Here is an 18074-nt window from a genome sequence, read left to right on the forward strand (position 1 = left end):
AACTGAAAGCATAAGGTCCCCCATCATGAAAACACTGTTGCCCACGTCAACCGCCGGCAGCTTGCCGAAACCTTCATGGCTTGCAGAGCCTGAGAAACTCTGGTCGCCTTGGAAATTGCAGGATGACGAACTGATCGAGGGCAAGCAGGACGCCTTGCGCTTGTCCTTGGACGACCAGCGGCAGGCAGGTATCGATATCGTCAGCGACGGCGAGCAAACGCGCCAGCATTTCGTCACGACATTCATCGAGCATCTCGATGGTGTCGATTTCGAAAAACGCGAGACCGTCAGAATCCGGGATCGCTATGATGCGAGCGTTCCGACAGTCGTCGGCGCCGTGTCGCGCAAACAGGCGGTTTTTGTCGAAGACGCCAAGTTCCTGCGTCAGCAGACCAAACAGCCGATCAAATGGGCTCTGCCGGGGCCGATGACGATGATCGATACGCTCTTCGACGATCACTATAAAAGTCGCGAAAAGCTGGCCTGGGAATTCGCCGGGATCCTGAACCAGGAGGCTAGAGAACTGGAGGCTGCCGGGGTGGATATCATCCAGTTCGATGAACCCGCATTTAATGTCTTCTTCGATGAGGTGAATGACTGGGGTGTTGCCACTCTGGAAAAGGCAATCGAAGGCCTGAAATGTGAGACTGCCGTTCATATTTGCTACGGCTACGGTATCAAGGCCAATACGGACTGGAAAAAGACTCTTGGGTCGGAGTGGCGGCAGTATGAGGAAACTTTCCCCAAGCTGCAGAAATCCAGCATCGGCATGATCTCCCTGGAATGCCACAACTCTCACGTTCCGATGGATCTTATGGAACTGGTTCGCGGCAAGAAGGTGATGGTCGGAGCGATCGATGTTGCGAGCAATACCATCGAGACGCCGGAGGAAGTGGCCGCTACTCTGCGAAAGGCACTTCAGTTTGTCGATGCCGACAAACTTTGCCCTTGTACCAATTGTGGCATGGCACCCCTGTCTCGCCGGGTAGCACGAGGCAAGCTGAATGCTCTCGCCGCAGGAGCGGAAATCGTTCGAAAAGAACTGTCAGCCTAGCGTTACCGGAGCCGCAGGAGGCCGACATGAACATGGTGAACCATCGCTTCGATATTGTGGACAAAGCCACGTTTCGCAACGGCATGTCGCGTCTCGGCTCTGCGGTCAACGTCGTCACCACCACATACGGCGGGAAGCGTTACGGCTTCGCCGCATCGGCTGTTTGCAGTGTCAGCGACACGCCGCCGACACTTCTCGTCTGCATCAATCGAGCCAGCTCATCTTTTCATGCGTTTGAGCGTGCGCGACACTTCTGCGTCAACACGCTGATGCCGGGCCAGGAGGATATCTCGAACGCTTTCGGCGGAAAGAGACCGGTGAAGGATCGATTTGCGCTTGGCGAATGGAAAGACGGCCTCACGGGTGTCCCGATTCTGGCTGACGCCTCGGTCAGCTTTGAATGCGAGCTGACCAATGCCGTCGACGAAGCAACGCACCGAATTCTTTTCGGGTGCGTGATCGACATTCGCGAGAGCGAAGAGCAGGCAACGCTGCTCTACTGCATGCGTCGCTATCTCAAGGGATAGCGGATACAGGCCGTCGTGACACCGGCGTTCACCTCTCCCACCACATCCTCCGAAACTCTGTTGTATGTAACGTACAAGATGGAATCCATGTTTTGCAATAGCTCCATTTCGGGGCTCTACAGGTTCAGGGGGCGGGAGCGAGGGGTTTGTGCCATCTCCTCCTGATGCCCTCGACGTCGCAGGGCTGCGACCAGCAGTCGTTCGATCCATTCGACGATCGCGGCATTCAGCGTCCTGAACACGCTAATGAAGCAAACCAGTTTTTCCAGAACTTCAGCCACGTTCACCGGGTCACGGGTGCAGGCTTCGGCCGTCTTTGGCACGGTTCGACAGCTATCGGGCACGGCATTGTGAAGGATGTGATGCCGAACGCATCACCGTTTCGGTGAAATGTTGCAAAGCTCCACTGATTTCGAGCAAAAGCTGCGGCGCGGTGGGGTTATGATCGAGCCGCTATGCGCCACGAGCGGCACGAAACAGTGGGAATTGATAGAGGACATGCGTGTGAGTGAAATCCTCAAGCTCGGAGAAAGAAACCAGATCGACGCCTTCGCGATGCAGATCGACGATGTGGCGAGGGCGGACCTTGAGCAGCTTCATGCGCTGTCGATTTCGGTCGGCTGGCCGCACCGCCCGCAGGACTGGCAGTTCTTGCGCGACGCCGGCAAAGGCGTCGTTGCGATCGATGACATCGGCCGCATCATGAGTTCCGCCATGTGGTTCCGTCAATCGCCCGAGCTCGCAACGATCGGCATGGTCATCACCTCGCCGCGCTTGCAGACGCATGGCACGGGCCTCTGGTTGATGGAAAATGCGCTACAAGATCTTGACGGCATAGACCTGCGCCTCAACGCAACGCGGGCTGCCCAGAGGCTTTACCTGTCCCTCGACTTCGTGCCGGAAAAGATTGTTTATCAGTGCCAGGGTATCGTCACCGATGCGTCCGTCGAGCAGGATTTTTCCGGCGACTTGCGGGTCTTGGGCGCTGATGATCTCGCCGCAGTGACGGCGCTCGACGCGGCGGCCTTTGGCGTGGTGCGCTCAGGCGTCATCGAAAAGCTCATGGCCCATTCGCGAGGCTACGGCTTTTTCCACGATGGCATACTGAAGGCTTTTGCCCTCTGTCGCCGGTTCGGGCGCGGCCATGTCGTCGGGCCGATTGTGGCCTCGAACGACGAGGAGGCCATCGCTGTCGTTTCGCCGCATATCCGCGATCATGAGGGCCGGTTCCTTCGTCTCGATACGCACTACGAAACAGGTGACTTTGCGCTCTTCGTGCAGCGCAGCGGTCTTACCGTCTACGATACCGTACTGACTATGTCGCGGGGCAGGCGGCTTGCGGATTTTGCGACGGAGGGAACGCGTGCGTCGGTGACTTACTCACTGGCCAGCCAGACACTTGGCTGATCATGCTGAGGCGACCGGCCGGCCTGCCCATTCGGGCCGCCGTTGTTAAGCCCAGCCTTAACCGGGCACTCAGGCGAGATCGACTGTCGATCTCTTGCCCTTTCAGTCATCCTGTTCGAAGCGCACGGAATACGTCGTGCAGGACCAAGGAGAGGGCGTAGCGATGAAACGAGAGAACCAGTTTTACATCAACGGCGAGTGGCAGGCATTCGCCGATGTGAACCTGCTGCCGGTCGTCGATCCGGCGTCTGAACAGGTTACCGGCCATATCCCTGCCGGAAGCGCCCGCCACGTTGACCTGGCCGTGGCCGCCGCGCGCAAGGCCTTTCCCAGTTTTGCCCAATCGAGTATCCCGGAGCGGCTTGCGCTTCTCAAAAGAATGCATGCGCTCGTCATGGAACGCGCCGAGCTCTTCGCCCAGACGATGGTGAGCGAAATGGGAACGCCGATCAGCTTTGCCCGGTCGTCGCAGGTCTTCTTTGCCGCCGAACATATCCGCGTCCAGATGGAGACGCTCGAGACCTATCCGTTCCTGTCGGTGAACGGAGGCCTCGCGACAGCGAAAGAGGCCATCGGCGTCTGTGCCCTAATCACCCCCTGGAACTGGCCTCTCTACCAGATCACCGCCAAGGTGGCGCCCGCGATTGCCGCTGGCTGTACGATTGTCCTGAAGCCCAGCGAACTCTCGCCCTACAGCGCGCTTCTGTTTGCCGAACTGATGCATGATGCCGGCACGCCGCCCGGCGTCTTCAATCTGGTCAGCGGCACGGGCGAGGCCGTTGGTGCTGCTCTGTCCAGCCATCCGGATGTCGACATGATCTCCATCACCGGCTCGACGCGTGCAGGCGTGCTGGTCGCCCAGGCGGCCGCACCGACCATCAAGCGCGTGGTTCAGGAATTGGGTGGCAAGTCGCCCAACATCCTGCTGGATGATGCCGATTTCGAAATCGCGGTCCCGAAAGGACTGCAGGCGGGCATGCGCAATGCCGGCCAATCGTGCAGCGCGCCGACGCGGATGCTGGTGCCAGCGCACCGGCTTTCCCAAGTAGAGGAACTGGCGCGCAACACCGTCCATGCCATGGTGGTTGGCGATCCGCGCGACGCCGCGACAACGATGGGGCCGATCGCCAACCGCGCCCAGTTCGAACGCGTTCAGACCATGATCAGGGCCGGCATCGATGGCGGGGCCAAGCTCGTGGCAGGCGGACCTGGTCGTCCTGGCGGGATCGAGAGTGGCTTTTTCGCACAGCCGACGGTCTTTTCCGACGTCACGCCTGACATGCGCATCGCGCGCGAGGAAATCTTCGGCCCTGTCCTGGCGATCATGCCCTATAAGGACGAGGAAGAGGCTATCACAATCGCCAACGACACGGTCTACGGTCTCGGCGCGCATGTGCAGTCAGGCGATATCGACCGGGCGAGACGCGTGGCGAGCCGCATCCGCGCGGGTCAGGTTCATATCAATTATCCGGCCTGGAACGGTGCGGCGGCATTCGGCGGCTACAAGCAGTCGGGCAATGGGCGCGAATACGGCGTCCACGGACTTGAGGAATATCTCGAGACGAAGTCAATCCTCGGCTACTGACCGACTGATGCCAAGTTGCCGCTTCGCCATGGCGGCGGCTTGAGCGACTGACGCAGGAGCTTCAAGAAAGCGGTGGAGCGGGCGCTCCGCCCGTGCCTCGATCCCAGCATGGCGATGATGTCGGCCGAGGGAAGCTGCCAGTCGGGCAGCACTTCCTGCAATCGGCCGGCGACGAGGTCTTCAGCGACGCTCCATTCCGACCGCATCATCACGCCCTGGCCCGCCAGCGCCCAGTCTCGGATGACCGAACCGTCATTGCTCGACATGGCTGGATTGATACGCACTGTCGCAGTCTCCTGCCGGGGCCTGGTGAAACGCCACAGCGTCACGTCTTCTTCGTTCTCGCGGACGGCAAGGCAGCGATGCCTGGCGAGATCTGCCGGCTCCAAAATCGGCGACGCCGAAGTCAGATAGTGCGGACTGGCGCAGAGAATGCGCCGGTTCGGCGCCAGCGTCGTTACCACTTGGTCGAGATGTCCCCGCGCGCCGATGTGAATGATCACTTCGAAACTCTCCATGAGCAAGGCGGAAGGGTGGTCGGACAGTTCCAGCGTGGCGAGCGCGTTCTTATGCTCGCGCGCGAACGCCTCCACGACGGGTGCGACATGCTGCCTGCCGAACCCGTGTGGGGCTGCGATCCTCAAATGTCCCCGCACCACGCCCCTGCGGTCCGCCAGGGCTTCTGACAGCTCATCGATTGCGTTGCTGACGATAACGCTGTGCGAAGCGACGAGCGAGCCCTCCTCGGTCAAAAAGAGGCTTTTGCCGGTTCGATCGATCAGCCTGACACCCACTTTTTCTTCGAGCGCACGCAGCCGCTGAGTGACGGCTGGCGGCGTCACGTTGAGTTTGCGCGCGCTCTCCGCCAGGGATCGCGAGCCGACAAGGACCGAGAAAAAGGCGAGATCATCGGATGTAAGCATTAAGTTCATCCTGAATTTAATATTCTAATCGCATTAATTTTCATCTTCATACTCAGGAGGCAAGACGTTTGATCGAAGAATCGCGGAAAAGCCTCGATTTTCGCGGCCGCGCGGGCGACAGCTTCGTGATGAAGCTAGGCTATGTCGGCGCCTGGAGGACGATCGAGACGCTGCGTAACCTTCGTCACGGTCACCTGAAGAACTGCGACGTTCAAGAACAGGCATCTGTCTCAAGTCAGCAGCCAACCTGCACCAGAATAAGAACGGCTTTCGTCCAGACGGCGCAAGTTACCGATGTGTTCTCCCGGACCATTTCCGGTAGGGATGAGCAGTCAATCCATACAATGAGACGTTTGGTCGCCGGCTGCCCGGTGAGACCGACTCAAATGCTTATCCCTCGGCATAGACTTCAGCGAGATCGCTTAAGTCCCAGTTTCCGCCAGACAGCACGGCGCAGACCTTTTCATTTGGCTTCAGATTTATCGAGCCAGCCAGCAGCGCCCCCACCGTGATCGCGGCCGCCGGTTCAGCAATCAGCTTGGCATCTTTTGCCAACGCACGCATGCCATCAACGATATGTCGGTCTTCAACCAAAATAATCTCATCGACGTATTTTTCAATGATGGGAAACGGATTCTGGGCCGGCACGCTGAGCCGCAGCCCGTCAGCAATCGTGTTCAGCAACGGAAGCGAAGTGCGCTCCTTATTGATCCGGCTCTGGTAATATTTCGGCGTCAAAGAGGGCTCTACGCCGATGACGCGCACGGAGGGACTAGTTTCCTTGATGGCTGTTGCGATACCCGAAATCAGTCCGCCACCGCCGACGGGGACGATGACCGTATCAACGTCCGATAGATCATCGAGAATTTCGCAGCCGATCGTTCCCTGGCCTGCCATCACAATCGGATCCTCGAAAGCGTGGATGGGGGCATATCCGTTTTCGGCGGCCATCGCGTAGACGTGTTTCCACCGCGCTGCATTGTCTCCGTCAAAGAGAACGACCTCTGCCCCCAGCGCTTTTGTGTTCTCGATCTTGATCTTCGGTGATGTGACCGGCAGCACCAGAATAGCCTTCACGCCCAGCATACGGGCGGCATAGGCTAACCCCTGTGCGTGATTGCCCGAAGATGTCGCGATAATCCCGTTTGCAATTTCGTCCCTGGACAGCGAGAGAGCCTTGTTGAGCGCGCCGCGAATCTTGAAGGCGCCAGTAACCTGCAAGGTCTCAGGCTTGAGGTAGAGTTCGCAGTCGACAACCTTTTCAATCTTGTCTGCGCGCAACAGGGGCGTATGCCGGATATGGGGTTTCAGGCGCGCTCGCGCGTCCTGGATGTCCTGAAGGGTCGGGAAGCTTGTCATGGTGATCACTCGAAAAAGGAAAAGAATGCGCCAACATTGTTGGCGAGGGCGTTCTGGTAGATGGACCGGGCAGTCGTGTTATCCTGGATCGCCATGCCGGTGGAATCGAAGATCGTGATTTCCTCATCATTTGTCCGACCGGATTTCGCGCCGAGCAGGACCTCTCCTATTTCGCCATGGATGTCGTCCATGGTGATGATGTTGTTTGCGAGCGGATGAAAGGTTTCACCCTTTTGCGAGCACTGCGAAATGGAATCGACGACAATCTTCGCGTTTCGGAATATTTCGGGTTCGAGTTCCTGTTTGCCGCGCTGATCAGTGCCGATCGCAACGATGTGGGTTCCAGGTTTTACCCAATTGGCCTGCACCAGATCGCCTTTGCCGCGCGTCGTCGTGATCAGAATGTCCGCCTTTTCGACAGCGTCTTTCTTGGACGCCGCCAGCGTAACCGGTATGTTAAACTCGCGCTCTATGTCCTGCTTGTAAGCAGCCAGGGCCGCCGACGTGCGGCTCCAGGCGTGAATCTCGTCGATCTGCATGATCCTGCTAATCGCGCGGATCTGCATTCTCGCCTGATTGCCCGTACCGATCGATGCAATGACACGGGAATTTTTTCGGGCAAGGGCCTTCACTGAGACGGCGCCAGAAGCCCCAGTTCGAAAGCCTGTGATCAGACTTCCATCCAGTATGCAGATAAGCGCGCAGCTTGTGGCGTCGAACAGCAGAATGGTTCCCATGCTGTTCGGCACGCCATGCTGCTCGGGGTTGTTGGCGAAGCCGCCGGAATGGGCTTTCATCGAAATCATTTCCGCCTGCTTGTGATAGCCAAGCTTGAAATCGATCTCTCCGCGTCCGTCCGGCAGGTGGATGCCGATATAGTCGGGTTGTGCGACCTGGTTGCTGCTATAGGCCCTGTAGGCGTCTTCCACAGCGCCTATCACCTGCCGCATGTCGATCAGGCGCCTTACCTGATCCTTGTTGAGTAGGAGCGTTTGCATCGCTGACATCGGTTTGCTCGCGGTTCCCTGCAGACGCATGCGGCTGCTCGTGTGATGACCGTGCTCGATATTTGTCTTCATTTATCGCCGCATAGACTGCCGGTGAACGCAGATTGTTGTGATTGACGTCGCGGCTTACGCATAAAGTTTGCCGACGACGATCGAACCGGACGTGTGCGTTCATCCGTCGGTGGCGATCTCGACTGCAATCAAAGCGCGCCGACATTCACCTTCGATCCGTCAAAGAAGCGCGACAGCCGGAAGGGCGTGGGATCAACGCAGGGTTTATCATTGGCAACCAGGTCGGCCGCGAGTCGTCCAATGCCCGGACCGATGCCAAAACCGCGACCGGACCCGCCGGCCGCCAGATAAAAGCCGCGCACGCGGTCGACTGCAGAGATCACCGGCACTGCGTCCGGTGTGCAGTCCACATAGGAACCCCAGCTATCGGCGATCGTGACGCCGGCAAGCGCCGGGAACTGGTCGTGGACACCCTTCAGCATGGCGGCAATTGTGCGCTTGCTGGGGGCCGGATCAAGAATCCGCATCCGCTCGAAGGGCGATGTTTCCTGCATCGTCCATCGTGCCAGCGCTTCCGGACCGCGGAACATCGACGTACTGACGCCGATCTGTACGGCCTTCAGCCGTTTCAGGAACATCGGCATGAACCAGCGGGCATAGCGCATGCCCTGGGGCGTCAGGTCAAGTGTTGCCCTGCCGCTGACGGCCAAAGTGTAACTGCCATCGAGCCGGCGCGTCAGCGAACATTCGGGTGTGTAAAGGGCATCGCCGACATCCACCGTCGGTACTGTGCGCACCGCCGTCTGGCGGACACTTGCCTGCGGAAATATGACGCCGTAGGGCCGACTGAACATGGATGCCCATGCGCCGCCGGCATTGAGGACGGCCTGAGTCCTGATCGTGCCTTTTTCTGTGATGACCCCGGCGACTGCGCCGTTGACAACATCCAGCCCGCGCGCGGCGCAATTCTGGTGGATGGTTGCGCCGAACTTGCGGGCACCGCTCGCGATTGTCGGAGCGGCAATGGCCGGCTCGCCCTTGCCATCATCAACGGAATGAACCCCGCCGAGCCATCGACGCCCCTGCGCCGGAACGCTTTCATGTGCCTCCTTGGGGCTCAGCATGCGCGTATTGACATCGAACTTACGGGCAGTCGTCTGCCATTGCTCCCATTCCGCCAGCTGTTGCGGATTGTCCGTGGCATAGAACAGGCCGCACCGGCGGAAGCCGACATCCTCGCCGATCTTCGCCGCGATCTCGTCCCACAGGTCCATGGCGACGCCCGAGAGTGGCAATTCGCGCTCATCCCGGTTCTGCCGGCGGCACCAGCCCCAGTTGCGGCTCGATTGCTCCGCGCCAACCAGACCTTTTTCCAGTAGCGCCACGGAGAGACCACGTTCGGCCAGCGAAAATGCTGCGGACGCGCCGATGATGCCGCCACCGATGACCACGACATCGGCCTTGGCCGGGAGTTCCGGGTCGCTTGGGATGGATCTGAGCATTGGAGTCATGAATCTTGACCTAGGTGAGTGGTGTTCTTGCGACCGGATGTTCGGTGGATTTACTGGCCAATGACGGCAATCGCGTCGATCTCGACGAGATAGTCATAGTGCAGTTCAGGGACGGGAACGACTGTGCGGGCGGGGCGCGCCTCACCCAGCCGTTCGGCATAGACCGCGTTGAAACGCGGCCAATTGCTGACCCCAACGATGTACGCCGTCACGCGGACGAGATCGGCCGGCTGCCCGTCGGCGGCCTTGAGGATCGCCAGCATGTTGTCGATTGCTTGCGCAGCCTGCGTCTCGAAACTGTTGTCGGGCAGGGGCTCCCCGTCGGGGCGGATCGGCAACTGGCCGGATATGTAAAGATGATCACCGCCACGCCTTGCCTGGACATAATGCCCAGCCGGGCGCGGCGCGTCATCCGTGCTGATGTCCAGCAATCTTGTCATTACCAGCCTCCAAAGCGCGGCCAGACGGCTTCCACATCGCGCGAGACCCCGCGCACGATATGATAGGCGCCGTGCTGTGCCGCGGTCGCACAGGCGTGGTTGGGCAGGATGCGGACGCGGTCTCCGACGGCCAAGTCTGGAAGGCGGCCGTTGGAACCCGGCCGGACAGCAATGATCCCGTGCTCTTGGTTCGCATCGGCAACGATCACATCGTTGAAAACTTCGCCGTTGACGTCGCAGACGAGACCAAAGCCCATGTCGAGGGGCTGTTTGCTGGTGCCGCGGTCCCGCGACAGCGACATCCAGCCGCCATCTGTGATGATCCAGCCCTTTTCGCGCTGGTGGCCGATGACGGTGGCGAGAACGCTGAGCGCAATGTCATCCACCCGGCAGATGCCGATCCCGGCCATGACCAGATCGAAGAACACGAAGACTCCAGCGCGGACTTCGGTCACGCCGGTCAAATCCTTTGCGTGATGAGCCGTCGGCGTTGAGCCGACACTAACGATGGGGCAGGGCAGGCCGGCGGCGCGCAGGACCTGCGCTGACTCGACGACAGCCCGGCGTTCTGCCTCGGCGAAGCGTTCCTGAGCCTCCGGGCCGCCGCCGCGATAGCTATCACCGGCATGAGTCAGTACGCCGCGCAACTCGGCGCCGGCGGCAAGTACTTCGCCGATCTGAAGCAGCCGGGCATGGTCATGGGGCGGAACGCCGGAGCGATGGCCGTCGCAATCGATTTCGATGAGGGCTGGAATGCGTAAACCCGCCGCCTTGGACGCTGCGGCAATAGCCTCGGCCTGCTCGACATTGTCGGCCACGACCATGAGGTCGATGCCGCGGTCCCGCATCTGGGCGACACGAGCGAGCTTGTCGGGTGCAATCCCAACCGCATAGATCACGTCGCGCACGCCTGCTGCGGCGAACTGTTCGGCCTCCTTCAAGGTCGATACGGTCGCAGGCCCTTCCGGCGAGGTCATGACCTTGCGGGCGGCCTCGATCGACTTGGCAGTTTTCAGATGCGGGCGTAGAGAAACGCCCAGTGCATCGAGACGCGTCCGCAGCCGCGCGATATTTCTCTCCATCCGATCCGCATCCACGATAAGGCAGGGCGTTTCCAGGGTGTCGAGCGTGCTGGCGAAATTGGGTTCTGTCCGCATTTGGAGCGTCCTTACATCCATCAGTCCGGTTTCCGGTTTGATCCCAATTTGCCGCCAACTCATAAAGTCTGCAATTAATGACTAGTGAATGTTGGATTTAGCTTTCTGTTAATCTCTTCACCTCCAGGCCTTGCCTTGAGCAGGCTTTTCTCGTGGCAGTCAGAGTTTCGGCCCAGGAATATTGTCTCTGGCATGGTCGTTACGACCGAGCCTGTGTTGCCGGATGACGCGGTGATTGCGGTTCGTGGTTTGACCGTTAACCTACCGCGCGGCATGGAGCGTCCACACGCTGTTGAGAACGTACCCTTCGATCTCAAGCGCGAATATTGGCTGAAGCAACAAGGGAACGATTTGTTTTAGGCATTGTCATGTACGACCATGACAAGGTGATCCCGTTCGGAGAGCGGCTATCCGCTGTCCCAATCGCGGCGTTGTGGCGTTAATAGTAAGTGTAGCAACGTCGTTAAAGAAAAAGCGGGCCGGCCGACTGGCCGCCCCGATGGAAATAGTCTTGTTTCATTCCGCTTACGCGGGACGCTCCTCGCCTGCATTCGGCCGCCAGGTAATCAACCTCTTCTCCGCAAAATCCAGAATGAGGTCAATAACAAGAACGAAGACCGCCAGGATGATGATGCCCGCGAAGACGCCGACCGCATCGAAGTTGCCTTCCGAGCGGGCGATTAGATAACCGAGGCCAGCGGAGGCTCCCAGATATTCTCCGATGATTGCGCCGACCACGGCAAATCCGACGGAGGTGCGCAGCGACGACAGAATCCAGCTCGCCGCAGCGGGGAAATAGACGTGACGCAGCAGATCCGAACGCTTGGCGCCAAGAATGCGAGTATTGGAAAGCACGACCGGATTCACTTCGCGCACGCCCTGCATGGCGTTGAAGAAAGTGACGAAGAAAACGAGCGTAACCGCAAGCGCAACCTTCGACCACAGGCCGAGGCCGAGCCACAGCACGAAGATCGGAGCCAGAACCACACGCGGAATGGCGTTCACGGCCTTGATGAACGGATCAAGCACCCGGGCGACGAAGGGGCTGAGGCCCAGCCAGACGCCGGCGCCGACGCCGAGACCTGTACCGATGAGATAGCCAAGCACCGTTTCGCTCAGCGTGATGCCGACATGCTTGTAAAAACCGGCATCGGCAACCCAGTCAATCACCTGTTTGACGATGTCATAGGGCGCCGGAAAGAAGAACCGGTCGATGGCGCCCGAGGTGACACCGAGCTGCCAGCCTCCCAAAAGCACGACCAGAAGAACGACCTGGATGATACGAACATTAACGGCTTGCATAGCTTTTCTCCACTTCGCCACGCAGGGACGCCCATATATCGCGATAGAGCGTCATGAATTTTGGATCGAGTTTGATTTCCGCAACGTTGCGGGGACGTTCAAGATCGACAGGGAAGCTCTCGATGACGCGGCTCTTCGGGCCGGCAGCGAGAACAACAACCCGGTCTCCGAGCGCAATCGCCTCTTCCAGATCATGGGTGATCATGACCACTGCACGGCGGTCCTCCTGCCACAGGCGCAGCAATTCGTTCTGCATAAGGTGCCGGGTATGGATATCCAATGCGGAGAAGGGTTCGTCCATGAGGATGACCTTCGGCTCGGTGATGAGTGCCTGCGCCATCTGCACGCGTTTGCGCTGCCCACCGGAGAGTTGGTGCGGAAAGCGGTCTCCGAATCCCTTCAGGCCGACCTTTTCAAGCCAGGACTGAACCTTGGCGCGCCGCTCATTTTCGGGAACGCCGCGGAACATCAAGCCAAGCTCGACATTCTGAAACGCTGTCTTCCAGGGAAGAAGCGCGTCCTGCTGGAACAGATATCCGATGTTGTTCTGTACGCCCTTGACGAGCGAGCCGTCGATGGAAACCTTGCCCTGCGCTGGCTTCAACAGGCCCGCAATGGCGTTGAGAATGGTGGACTTTCCGCATCCCGTAGGCCCAACGATGGAGAGAAACTCGCCATCGCCGACCTTGAGATTTACGTTTTGTACGGCAACAAACGAACCGAACGCCATGGTCACATCATCGATTGCTACCATCGGCGGGGGCTTCAGTTCCGTCACGGGTTCTAGCTTTCTGGCTGGCGAAGACATGGCGGCCTCTCAGTTTGCGGCCTTCGAGGCAGCAGCCTCGACGAACTTGTTGGTGTAGGTGGTGTTGAGATCGATCGTCGCCTTGGCAACCGCATCATTGAAGCTTTTCAGAACGGAAAGCGGCGTTTCGAGATCGGCAGGCTCGAACTTGCCGTCTTCGGAGAAGATCGCCTTGGCTGCTTCGACAGCCTTGATGTAGGTCTGCTTGTCGCCGGACACGAAATCATCGGGAAGCTTCGCGACGATTTCTTCCGCAGAATGCTGCTTCATCCAGTGCAGCGCCCGAACCGTTGCATTGGTGACTTTCTGAACCACTTCTGGATTGGCATCGATATAGTCCTGCGTCGCGTAAAGGACCGATGTCGGATAGATGCCGCCATAGACATCCCTGGCGCCCTGATCGCTACGGGCATCGATGAGGATCTTGCCCAGTCCGCGTTCCACGACGATGGTCGCGGCAGGATCGTAATTGACGAGCAGGTCGATCTTGCCCTGCTGCAGAGCGGCTACGGCTGCAGCACCCGAACCGACGCCGATGATGGAGATGTCGTTGTCGCTGAGATCATGCTGCTTCATGTAATAGCGAATGAAGAAGTCCGAGGAGGAGCCGGGCGACGTAATGCCGACCTTCTTGCCCTTGATCGTCTCGGGCTTGGCCGGATCGAAGTCCGTGTCGTTCTTGCCGGCGAGAACCAGGCCCGAGTTACGGGCAAGCTGCACGAAGCCGACCACATGCTTGTTCTGCGACTGCATCTGGATCGTATGATCGTAGAAGCCCACGGCAACGTCCGTGGAACCCGCGACAAGCGCCTGCAGGACCTTCGACCCGCCTTGGGCAAAGTTCTCGGTCGTTACATCAAGGCCCTCCTCCTTGTAGAAGCCAAGGCTCGCAGCCACGGGGAAAGGCAGGTTGTTGAGGTTGTAAGAGCCAACGCTCATCCTGACGGCTTCGGCATTGGCTGATGCTGCCAGCGCACAGAGCGCGGCGGTTGCAAGCAGATATTTACGCATAAGGGTCTCCTCCCGGTTCAACTATATTTTGCGCCACTATGGCCGCGTCTAGGCTGCGTCTTCAATCGCAGCGGTTGGTTTGGCAAAGGCGAAGCCTTCGAAAAGCCTGCGCGCCGTTCTTACAAGTCCGGCCGTTATTGCTCCGTTTCGCATCTCCAGCTGCACGTCGAGGCAGCCGGCGGGATGTTCGATGCGGATCTGGGTTGGCACCGAAAGGCCTCCAACCATATCATAAGCGACAGAGCCTTTGGTGACAGCCGCGGTTGCGATGCCAACAGCACCGGTCGTCGCCAGTGCAGGATGACACTCGTTGGGCATGAAATACCGTACCGAGAGAGTGCCGCCTCTGCGGGCGGGCGCAACGAGCACCGGTTTCGGAATGACCATGTCTTTGACATCACCCATTCCCATCAACTTTCCAGCCTCGATGCGGATGCGGGTCATCCGTGCGATGAGGTCCTTGTGAGCGCTCAGGGTTTGCGGATCCTCGTACCCCGTCACGCCGAGATCGGGTGCGCGGATGAGAACCATCGGAATGGCACAGTCTATGGCCGTCACGTTGACGCCATCGATCAGATCAACCGGCTTTCCAGTTGGTAGCAGCTGGCCGGTCTTCGCACCTGCTGCATCCATGAATGTCAATGCGATGGGTGCCGCCAGACCCGGAACGCCGTCGATCGAGGCGTCGCCGAGATAAATAACCTCACGACCGCGTGTCGGAACTTTCGCCTCGATCAGCTTGCCGGTATTCACGTTATGGATTCTCACAAGAGTATCCTTGCCCCGTGCTTCGACAAGTCCCGCTTCGATAGCAAAAGGGCCGACAGCGGCCAGCATGTTTCCGCAATTTGGCGAATAATCGACATACTGCCTGTCGGTCCGAACCTGCGCGAACAGGTAATCAATGTCCGCGCCCCGGACTGTGGAAGGGCCGATAATCGCAACTTTGGACGTAACCGGATTGCCTCCGCCAATGCCGTCGATCTGCAGTGGATGGCCCGACCCCATGATGGAGAGAAGGGCCGCGTCCCGGTCTACTCGATCACGGGGAAGATCGGATGCGAGAAAGAACGGTCCACGCGACGTTCCACCGCGCATCAGCACACAGGGTATCTTCAGCAGGTCGTTCATGGGTTGCCTCAATATTGCATTTGGCGGATCAATGCGTCGTGTTGTTGCAATATGAGCAAAAGAGTCTAATCTGTTAAATGCAATGTTTTGGAGTTTTATTGCGATATGAGCATCAATTGCGAAATTCTGGATTTGCGGGCGTTTCAAGCGGTGGTTGAATTGGCCAGTTTCCACAGGGCCGCCGAGGCGCTTCACATCTCGCAACCGGCGCTCACCCGCCGTATCCAGAAACTGGAGCAGGCGATCGGGGCGCCCCTTCTGGAAAGAACGACACGCCACGTTGCCCCCACTGCCATGGGACAGGAAGTCATGCCGCTCGTTCGGCGTATGCTCGAGGAATTTGACGGATCGCTTTTTGCCATGAAGGACGGCGCGCAACGGCGTGGGCTTATCACCATGGCCTGTGTTCCGACCGCCGCCTTTTACTTTCTTCCCACCGTCATCAAGACCTTCAGCCAGCAATATCCCCACATAAGGCTGAGGATCAGGGATTTGACAGCCAATGAAGGTCTTCAGGCGGTCGCCAGAGGCGAGGTGGAATTCGGCATCAACCTGATGGGCAATTCCGATCCCGAGCTTTCATTCGAGCCCCTCATCGATGACCCCTTCGTGCTGGCGATGAGGAAAGACCACCCTCTGGCAGCCTACGAGACAATCGAGTGGGACCAGCTGGAGGCCTTTCCGCTGGTTGTCGTGGACCGTTCAAGTGGCAACAGGACGCTTCTCGACAGCGCGCTTGCGCGATGCAATCTAAAATTGAACTGGTTTTACGAGGTGACGCACCTGAACACATCGCTCGGTCTTGTGGAAGCTGGACTTGGGATTTCCGTCCTGCCGCGGTTGGCAACGCCGCAGGGCGATCACCCATTCCTTATCACCCGGCCGATCGTCAACCCGGTGGTTTCCCGCACGATAGGCATCGTGCGGAGAAGGAGTAACGCGCTGTCTCCGGCGGCGGAAAAATTCGTGGAAATGCTGTTGAGAACTTGGAAAACACATTAATTTTACAACCTCGTGCGGTCTAAACCTCAGGCCCTGATACGCGGGATTGTTCGTGAGCATCTGGCCACTTTGGAGTAGTGTCGAGCTATTGCTGTTGGTTCTAAGCACGAGATCGCCCGCGGTCGTTCCGCGACCAGCGCTCGCCAATCTAGCGCCGTGATTATCTGATCATTTGCCTCGCAGCGAGGATACCCCCTCTTGAAGTGGAGGATGCCGGCGCGGCAACTGCCATGACAATACCGTGGCCGAGAGCTTCTTCGATCTGTTGAGCCGGGAGCGGGTATGCCGAAAGGTTTATCGCTCAAGAGACGAAGCCAGGCAGGACGTGTTCGACTACATCGAGATGTTTTACAACCCGAAGCGCAAACATGTCTAAAACGGGATGCTGTCACCCGTCGAGTTCGAAAAACGGCAGAAAACGTAACCCGAGGGTGTCTACGAAACGCGGGGCTATTCAGTTTCTCTCCGGAGCCAAGCGTCATCGCTCGCTGATTTCAGCCTGCTTTTGCGGGCTTGTTTGTCTGGCGCTCGTCTGGAACATCAGTATGGCGCTTCAGGAGCAGCGACGAAACGCGGCTGAAATGGCATGCGGTTTCACGTAGTCGGTTGCGACCGCGCTTCGCCCAGCTCTTTTCCAACGTCCAGCTTGTTCAACGAAACCGAAGGTTCCGGCGTGTCAGCTGATCGACGGAGGTGCAGCCCATCAGTTTCATGCCGCGCTCGATTTCGATACGCATCAACTCGAGCGCTCTTTCCACGCCCGGTTGCCCGGCAGCAGCCAAGGGGAAAAGGTAATAGCGGCCGAGCCCCACGGCTTTTGCACCGAGAGACAGTGCTTTCAAAACATGGGTGCCGCGCTGCACGCCGCCATCCATCATCACGTCGATCCGGTCGCCGACCGCATCGACGATCTCGGCCAGCTGATCGAAGGCGCTGCGGGAGCCATCGAGCTGGCGGCCGCCGTGATTGGAAAGCACGATGCCGCTGCAGCCGATGTCGACGGCGCGTCTGGCGTCATCCACCGACATGATGCCCTTCAGGCAGAACGGCCCGCCCCATTCGCGCACCATCTGCGCCACGTCGTCCCAGTTCATCGAAGGGTCGAGCATGTCGGTGAAATAGCGGCTGATGGAAAGAGCGCCGCCGTCCATTTTAATGTGGTCGTCGAGCTGCGGCAGGCTGAAGCGCTCATGCGTCAGGTAATTGATGCCCCAGGCCGGCTTGATGGCAAATTGTGCGATGCCGGAAAGATTGAGCTTGAACGGAATGGCAAAGCCGGTGCGCTTGTCGCGCTCGCGGTTGCCGCCGGTAATACTGTCCACCGTCAGCATCATCGCCTCGACACCGGCGCTCTTGGCGCGCGCCATCATATCGCGGTTGAGGCCTCGGTCCTTGTGGAAATAGAACTGATAGACCTGCGGGCCGCCGCTGATCCGGCGCGCTTCTTCCAGGCTCGTGGTGCCGAGCGAAGAAACGCCGAACATCGTGCCGTATTTTCCCGCCGCGGCCGCAACCGCCCGTTCCCCTTGATGGTGGAAGAGGCGTTGCAGCGCCGTCGGCGAACAATAGACCGGCATGGACAGCTTCTGCCCCATGACGGTGACCGACATATCCACATCGGCCACGCCCCGCAGCACATCGGGAACGAGATCGCATTTCTCGAAGGCGGCCGTGTTTCGCCGATACGTCACCTCGTCATCGGCGGCGCCGTCTATATAATTGAAGATCGGTCCGGGCAGACGCTGCTTGGCCATGCGGCGAAAATCGTGGAAATTATAGCAGTCTTTGAGTTGCATCTTTTACTCGACCGGTCAGGTTTGAAAGCTTTCAAAAGAGTG

General features: G+C 58.9%; 17 protein-coding genes and 1 pseudogene. 7 read left to right on the forward strand and 11 right to left on the reverse strand.

Going from position 1 to position 18074, the window contains the following annotated elements:
• The first annotated feature begins 25 nt into the window (after nt 1–25).
• The 4 genes from ACQZ48_RS20960 (at nt 26) to ACQZ48_RS20975 (ending at nt 4573) form a co-directional block, all read left to right on the forward strand.
• Nucleotides 26–1054, forward strand: a complete 1029-nt coding sequence (locus ACQZ48_RS20960) for a methionine synthase (protein ID WP_077984688.1) — start codon at nt 26–28, stop codon at nt 1052–1054.
• Between the two features lie 26 nt (nt 1055–1080).
• Entirely contained in the window at nt 1081–1581 is a 501-nt protein-coding gene (locus tag ACQZ48_RS20965; protein ID WP_137412575.1) for a flavin reductase, read from the forward strand.
• Nucleotides 1582–2079: 498 nt separating this feature from the next.
• Nucleotides 2080–2988: a GNAT family N-acetyltransferase gene (locus tag ACQZ48_RS20970; RefSeq protein ID WP_374638589.1), complete on the forward strand. Its 909-nt coding sequence runs from the start codon at nt 2080–2082 to the stop codon at nt 2986–2988.
• Between the two features lie 163 nt (nt 2989–3151).
• The gene (locus ACQZ48_RS20975) at nt 3152–4573 is read left to right on the forward strand and encodes an aldehyde dehydrogenase family protein (RefSeq protein WP_374638582.1); all 1422 of its coding nucleotides are present in this window, start codon (nt 3152–3154) and stop codon (nt 4571–4573) included.
• Here the strand turns inward: ACQZ48_RS20975 and ACQZ48_RS20980 are convergent.
• From ACQZ48_RS20980 to ACQZ48_RS21005, 6 genes are all read right to left on the reverse strand, one after another.
• A complete protein-coding gene (locus tag ACQZ48_RS20980) occupies nt 4567–5496 on the reverse strand; it encodes a LysR family transcriptional regulator (RefSeq protein WP_448729407.1) in 930 nt (309 codons plus the stop codon). The genes ACQZ48_RS20975 and ACQZ48_RS20980 overlap by 7 nt on opposite strands.
• A gap of 390 nt (nt 5497–5886) precedes the next feature.
• Nucleotides 5887–6855 (reverse strand): threonine/serine dehydratase, encoded by a 969-nt coding sequence (locus ACQZ48_RS20985; RefSeq protein WP_077984840.1) that lies wholly within the window; start codon nt 6853–6855, stop codon nt 5887–5889.
• 5 nt (nt 6856–6860) lie between these two features.
• Nucleotides 6861–7853, reverse strand: coding sequence for an ornithine cyclodeaminase family protein (locus ACQZ48_RS20990; RefSeq protein WP_271365868.1), 993 nt, complete (start codon nt 7851–7853; stop codon nt 6861–6863).
• A gap of 209 nt (nt 7854–8062) precedes the next feature.
• Entirely contained in the window at nt 8063–9385 is a 1323-nt protein-coding gene (locus ACQZ48_RS20995) for an NAD(P)/FAD-dependent oxidoreductase (protein WP_448729408.1), read from the reverse strand.
• Nucleotides 9386–9435: 50 nt separating this feature from the next.
• Nucleotides 9436–9825, reverse strand: coding sequence for a RidA family protein (locus ACQZ48_RS21000; RefSeq protein WP_137412569.1), 390 nt, complete (start codon nt 9823–9825; stop codon nt 9436–9438).
• The gene (locus ACQZ48_RS21005) at nt 9825–10982 is read right to left on the reverse strand and encodes a DSD1 family PLP-dependent enzyme (protein WP_448729409.1); all 1158 of its coding nucleotides are present in this window, start codon (nt 10980–10982) and stop codon (nt 9825–9827) included. Before ACQZ48_RS21005 ends, ACQZ48_RS21000 begins: the two co-directional genes overlap by 1 nt.
• A gap of 192 nt (nt 10983–11174) precedes the next feature.
• Between ACQZ48_RS21005 and ACQZ48_RS21010 the strand changes: the two genes are divergently transcribed.
• Nucleotides 11175–11342 carry a hypothetical protein gene (locus tag ACQZ48_RS21010; protein ID WP_165691314.1) on the forward strand — a complete coding sequence of 56 codons (168 nt, stop codon included), beginning with the start codon at nt 11175–11177 and terminating at the stop codon, nt 11340–11342.
• Between the two features lie 165 nt (nt 11343–11507).
• Here ACQZ48_RS21010 and ACQZ48_RS21015 read toward each other — a convergent pair whose 3' ends face one another.
• From ACQZ48_RS21015 to ACQZ48_RS21030, 4 genes are read right to left on the reverse strand one after another with little or no spacing between them, the layout of a single operon-like run.
• A complete protein-coding gene (locus ACQZ48_RS21015; protein WP_077984695.1) occupies nt 11508–12284 on the reverse strand; it encodes an ABC transporter permease in 777 nt (258 codons plus the stop codon).
• Nucleotides 12271–13092 carry an ABC transporter ATP-binding protein gene (locus ACQZ48_RS21020; RefSeq protein WP_077984696.1) on the reverse strand — a complete coding sequence of 274 codons (822 nt, stop codon included), beginning with the start codon at nt 13090–13092 and terminating at the stop codon, nt 12271–12273. The genes ACQZ48_RS21015 and ACQZ48_RS21020 overlap by 14 nt, the downstream gene beginning before the upstream one ends.
• 9 nt (nt 13093–13101) lie before the next feature.
• A complete protein-coding gene (locus tag ACQZ48_RS21025; protein WP_443388566.1) occupies nt 13102–14103 on the reverse strand; it encodes an ABC transporter substrate-binding protein in 1002 nt (333 codons plus the stop codon).
• Between the two features lie 48 nt (nt 14104–14151).
• Nucleotides 14152–15234: a 4-oxalomesaconate tautomerase gene (locus ACQZ48_RS21030; RefSeq protein WP_077984697.1), complete on the reverse strand. Its 1083-nt coding sequence runs from the start codon at nt 15232–15234 to the stop codon at nt 14152–14154.
• A 105-nt stretch (nt 15235–15339) separates the two neighbouring features.
• Here ACQZ48_RS21030 and ACQZ48_RS21035 point away from each other — a divergent pair, with 105 nt between their 5' ends.
• Nucleotides 15340–16236, forward strand: a complete 897-nt coding sequence (locus tag ACQZ48_RS21035) for a LysR family transcriptional regulator (protein ID WP_077984698.1) — start codon at nt 15340–15342, stop codon at nt 16234–16236.
• A 214-nt stretch (nt 16237–16450) separates the two neighbouring features.
• A pseudogene (locus ACQZ48_RS21040) lies at nt 16451–16660 on the forward strand (IS3 family transposase); the annotation flags it as partial.
• A gap of 226 nt (nt 16661–16886) precedes the next feature.
• On the opposite strand, the gene ACQZ48_RS21045 reads toward ACQZ48_RS21040, so the two are convergent.
• Nucleotides 16887–18032, reverse strand: a complete 1146-nt coding sequence (locus ACQZ48_RS21045) for an alpha-hydroxy acid oxidase (protein WP_077984699.1) — start codon at nt 18030–18032, stop codon at nt 16887–16889.
• Nucleotides 18033–18074 lie beyond the last annotated feature (42 nt).

The organism is Agrobacterium sp. 22-209-1 (assembly GCF_053522485.1).

What these genes read in the sequence shown, in the direction of transcription:
- ACQZ48_RS20960 (WP_077984688.1), top strand. Translation starts at nt 26, where the DNA reads ATGAAAACACTGTTGCCCACGTCAACCGCCGGCAGCTTGCCGAAACCT.
- ACQZ48_RS20965 (WP_137412575.1), top strand. Translation starts at nt 1,081, where the DNA reads ATGAACATGGTGAACCATCGCTTCGATATTGTGGACAAAGCCACGTTT.
- ACQZ48_RS20970 (WP_374638589.1), top strand. Translation starts at nt 2,080, where the DNA reads ATGCGTGTGAGTGAAATCCTCAAGCTCGGAGAAAGAAACCAGATCGAC.
- ACQZ48_RS20975 (WP_374638582.1), top strand. Translation starts at nt 3,152, where the DNA reads ATGAAACGAGAGAACCAGTTTTACATCAACGGCGAGTGGCAGGCATTC.
- ACQZ48_RS20980 (WP_448729407.1), bottom strand. Translation starts at nt 5,496, where the DNA reads ATGCTTACATCCGATGATCTCGCCTTTTTCTCGGTCCTTGTCGGCTCG.
- ACQZ48_RS20985 (WP_077984840.1), bottom strand. Translation starts at nt 6,855, where the DNA reads ATGACAAGCTTCCCGACCCTTCAGGACATCCAGGACGCGCGAGCGCGC.
- ACQZ48_RS20990 (WP_271365868.1), bottom strand. Translation starts at nt 7,853, where the DNA reads ATGCAAACGCTCCTACTCAACAAGGATCAGGTAAGGCGCCTGATCGAC.
- ACQZ48_RS20995 (WP_448729408.1), bottom strand. Translation starts at nt 9,385, where the DNA reads ATGACTCCAATGCTCAGATCCATCCCAAGCGACCCGGAACTCCCGGCC.
- ACQZ48_RS21000 (WP_137412569.1), bottom strand. Translation starts at nt 9,825, where the DNA reads ATGACAAGATTGCTGGACATCAGCACGGATGACGCGCCGCGCCCGGCT.
- ACQZ48_RS21005 (WP_448729409.1), bottom strand. Translation starts at nt 10,982, where the DNA reads ATGCGGACAGAACCCAATTTCGCCAGCACGCTCGACACCCTGGAAACG.
- ACQZ48_RS21010 (WP_165691314.1), top strand. Translation starts at nt 11,175, where the DNA reads ATGGTCGTTACGACCGAGCCTGTGTTGCCGGATGACGCGGTGATTGCG.
- ACQZ48_RS21015 (WP_077984695.1), bottom strand. Translation starts at nt 12,284, where the DNA reads ATGCAAGCCGTTAATGTTCGTATCATCCAGGTCGTTCTTCTGGTCGTG.
- ACQZ48_RS21020 (WP_077984696.1), bottom strand. Translation starts at nt 13,092, where the DNA reads ATGTCTTCGCCAGCCAGAAAGCTAGAACCCGTGACGGAACTGAAGCCC.
- ACQZ48_RS21025 (WP_443388566.1), bottom strand. Translation starts at nt 14,103, where the DNA reads ATGCGTAAATATCTGCTTGCAACCGCCGCGCTCTGTGCGCTGGCAGCA.
- ACQZ48_RS21030 (WP_077984697.1), bottom strand. Translation starts at nt 15,234, where the DNA reads ATGAACGACCTGCTGAAGATACCCTGTGTGCTGATGCGCGGTGGAACG.
- ACQZ48_RS21035 (WP_077984698.1), top strand. Translation starts at nt 15,340, where the DNA reads ATGAGCATCAATTGCGAAATTCTGGATTTGCGGGCGTTTCAAGCGGTG.
- ACQZ48_RS21045 (WP_077984699.1), bottom strand. Translation starts at nt 18,032, where the DNA reads ATGCAACTCAAAGACTGCTATAATTTCCACGATTTTCGCCGCATGGCC.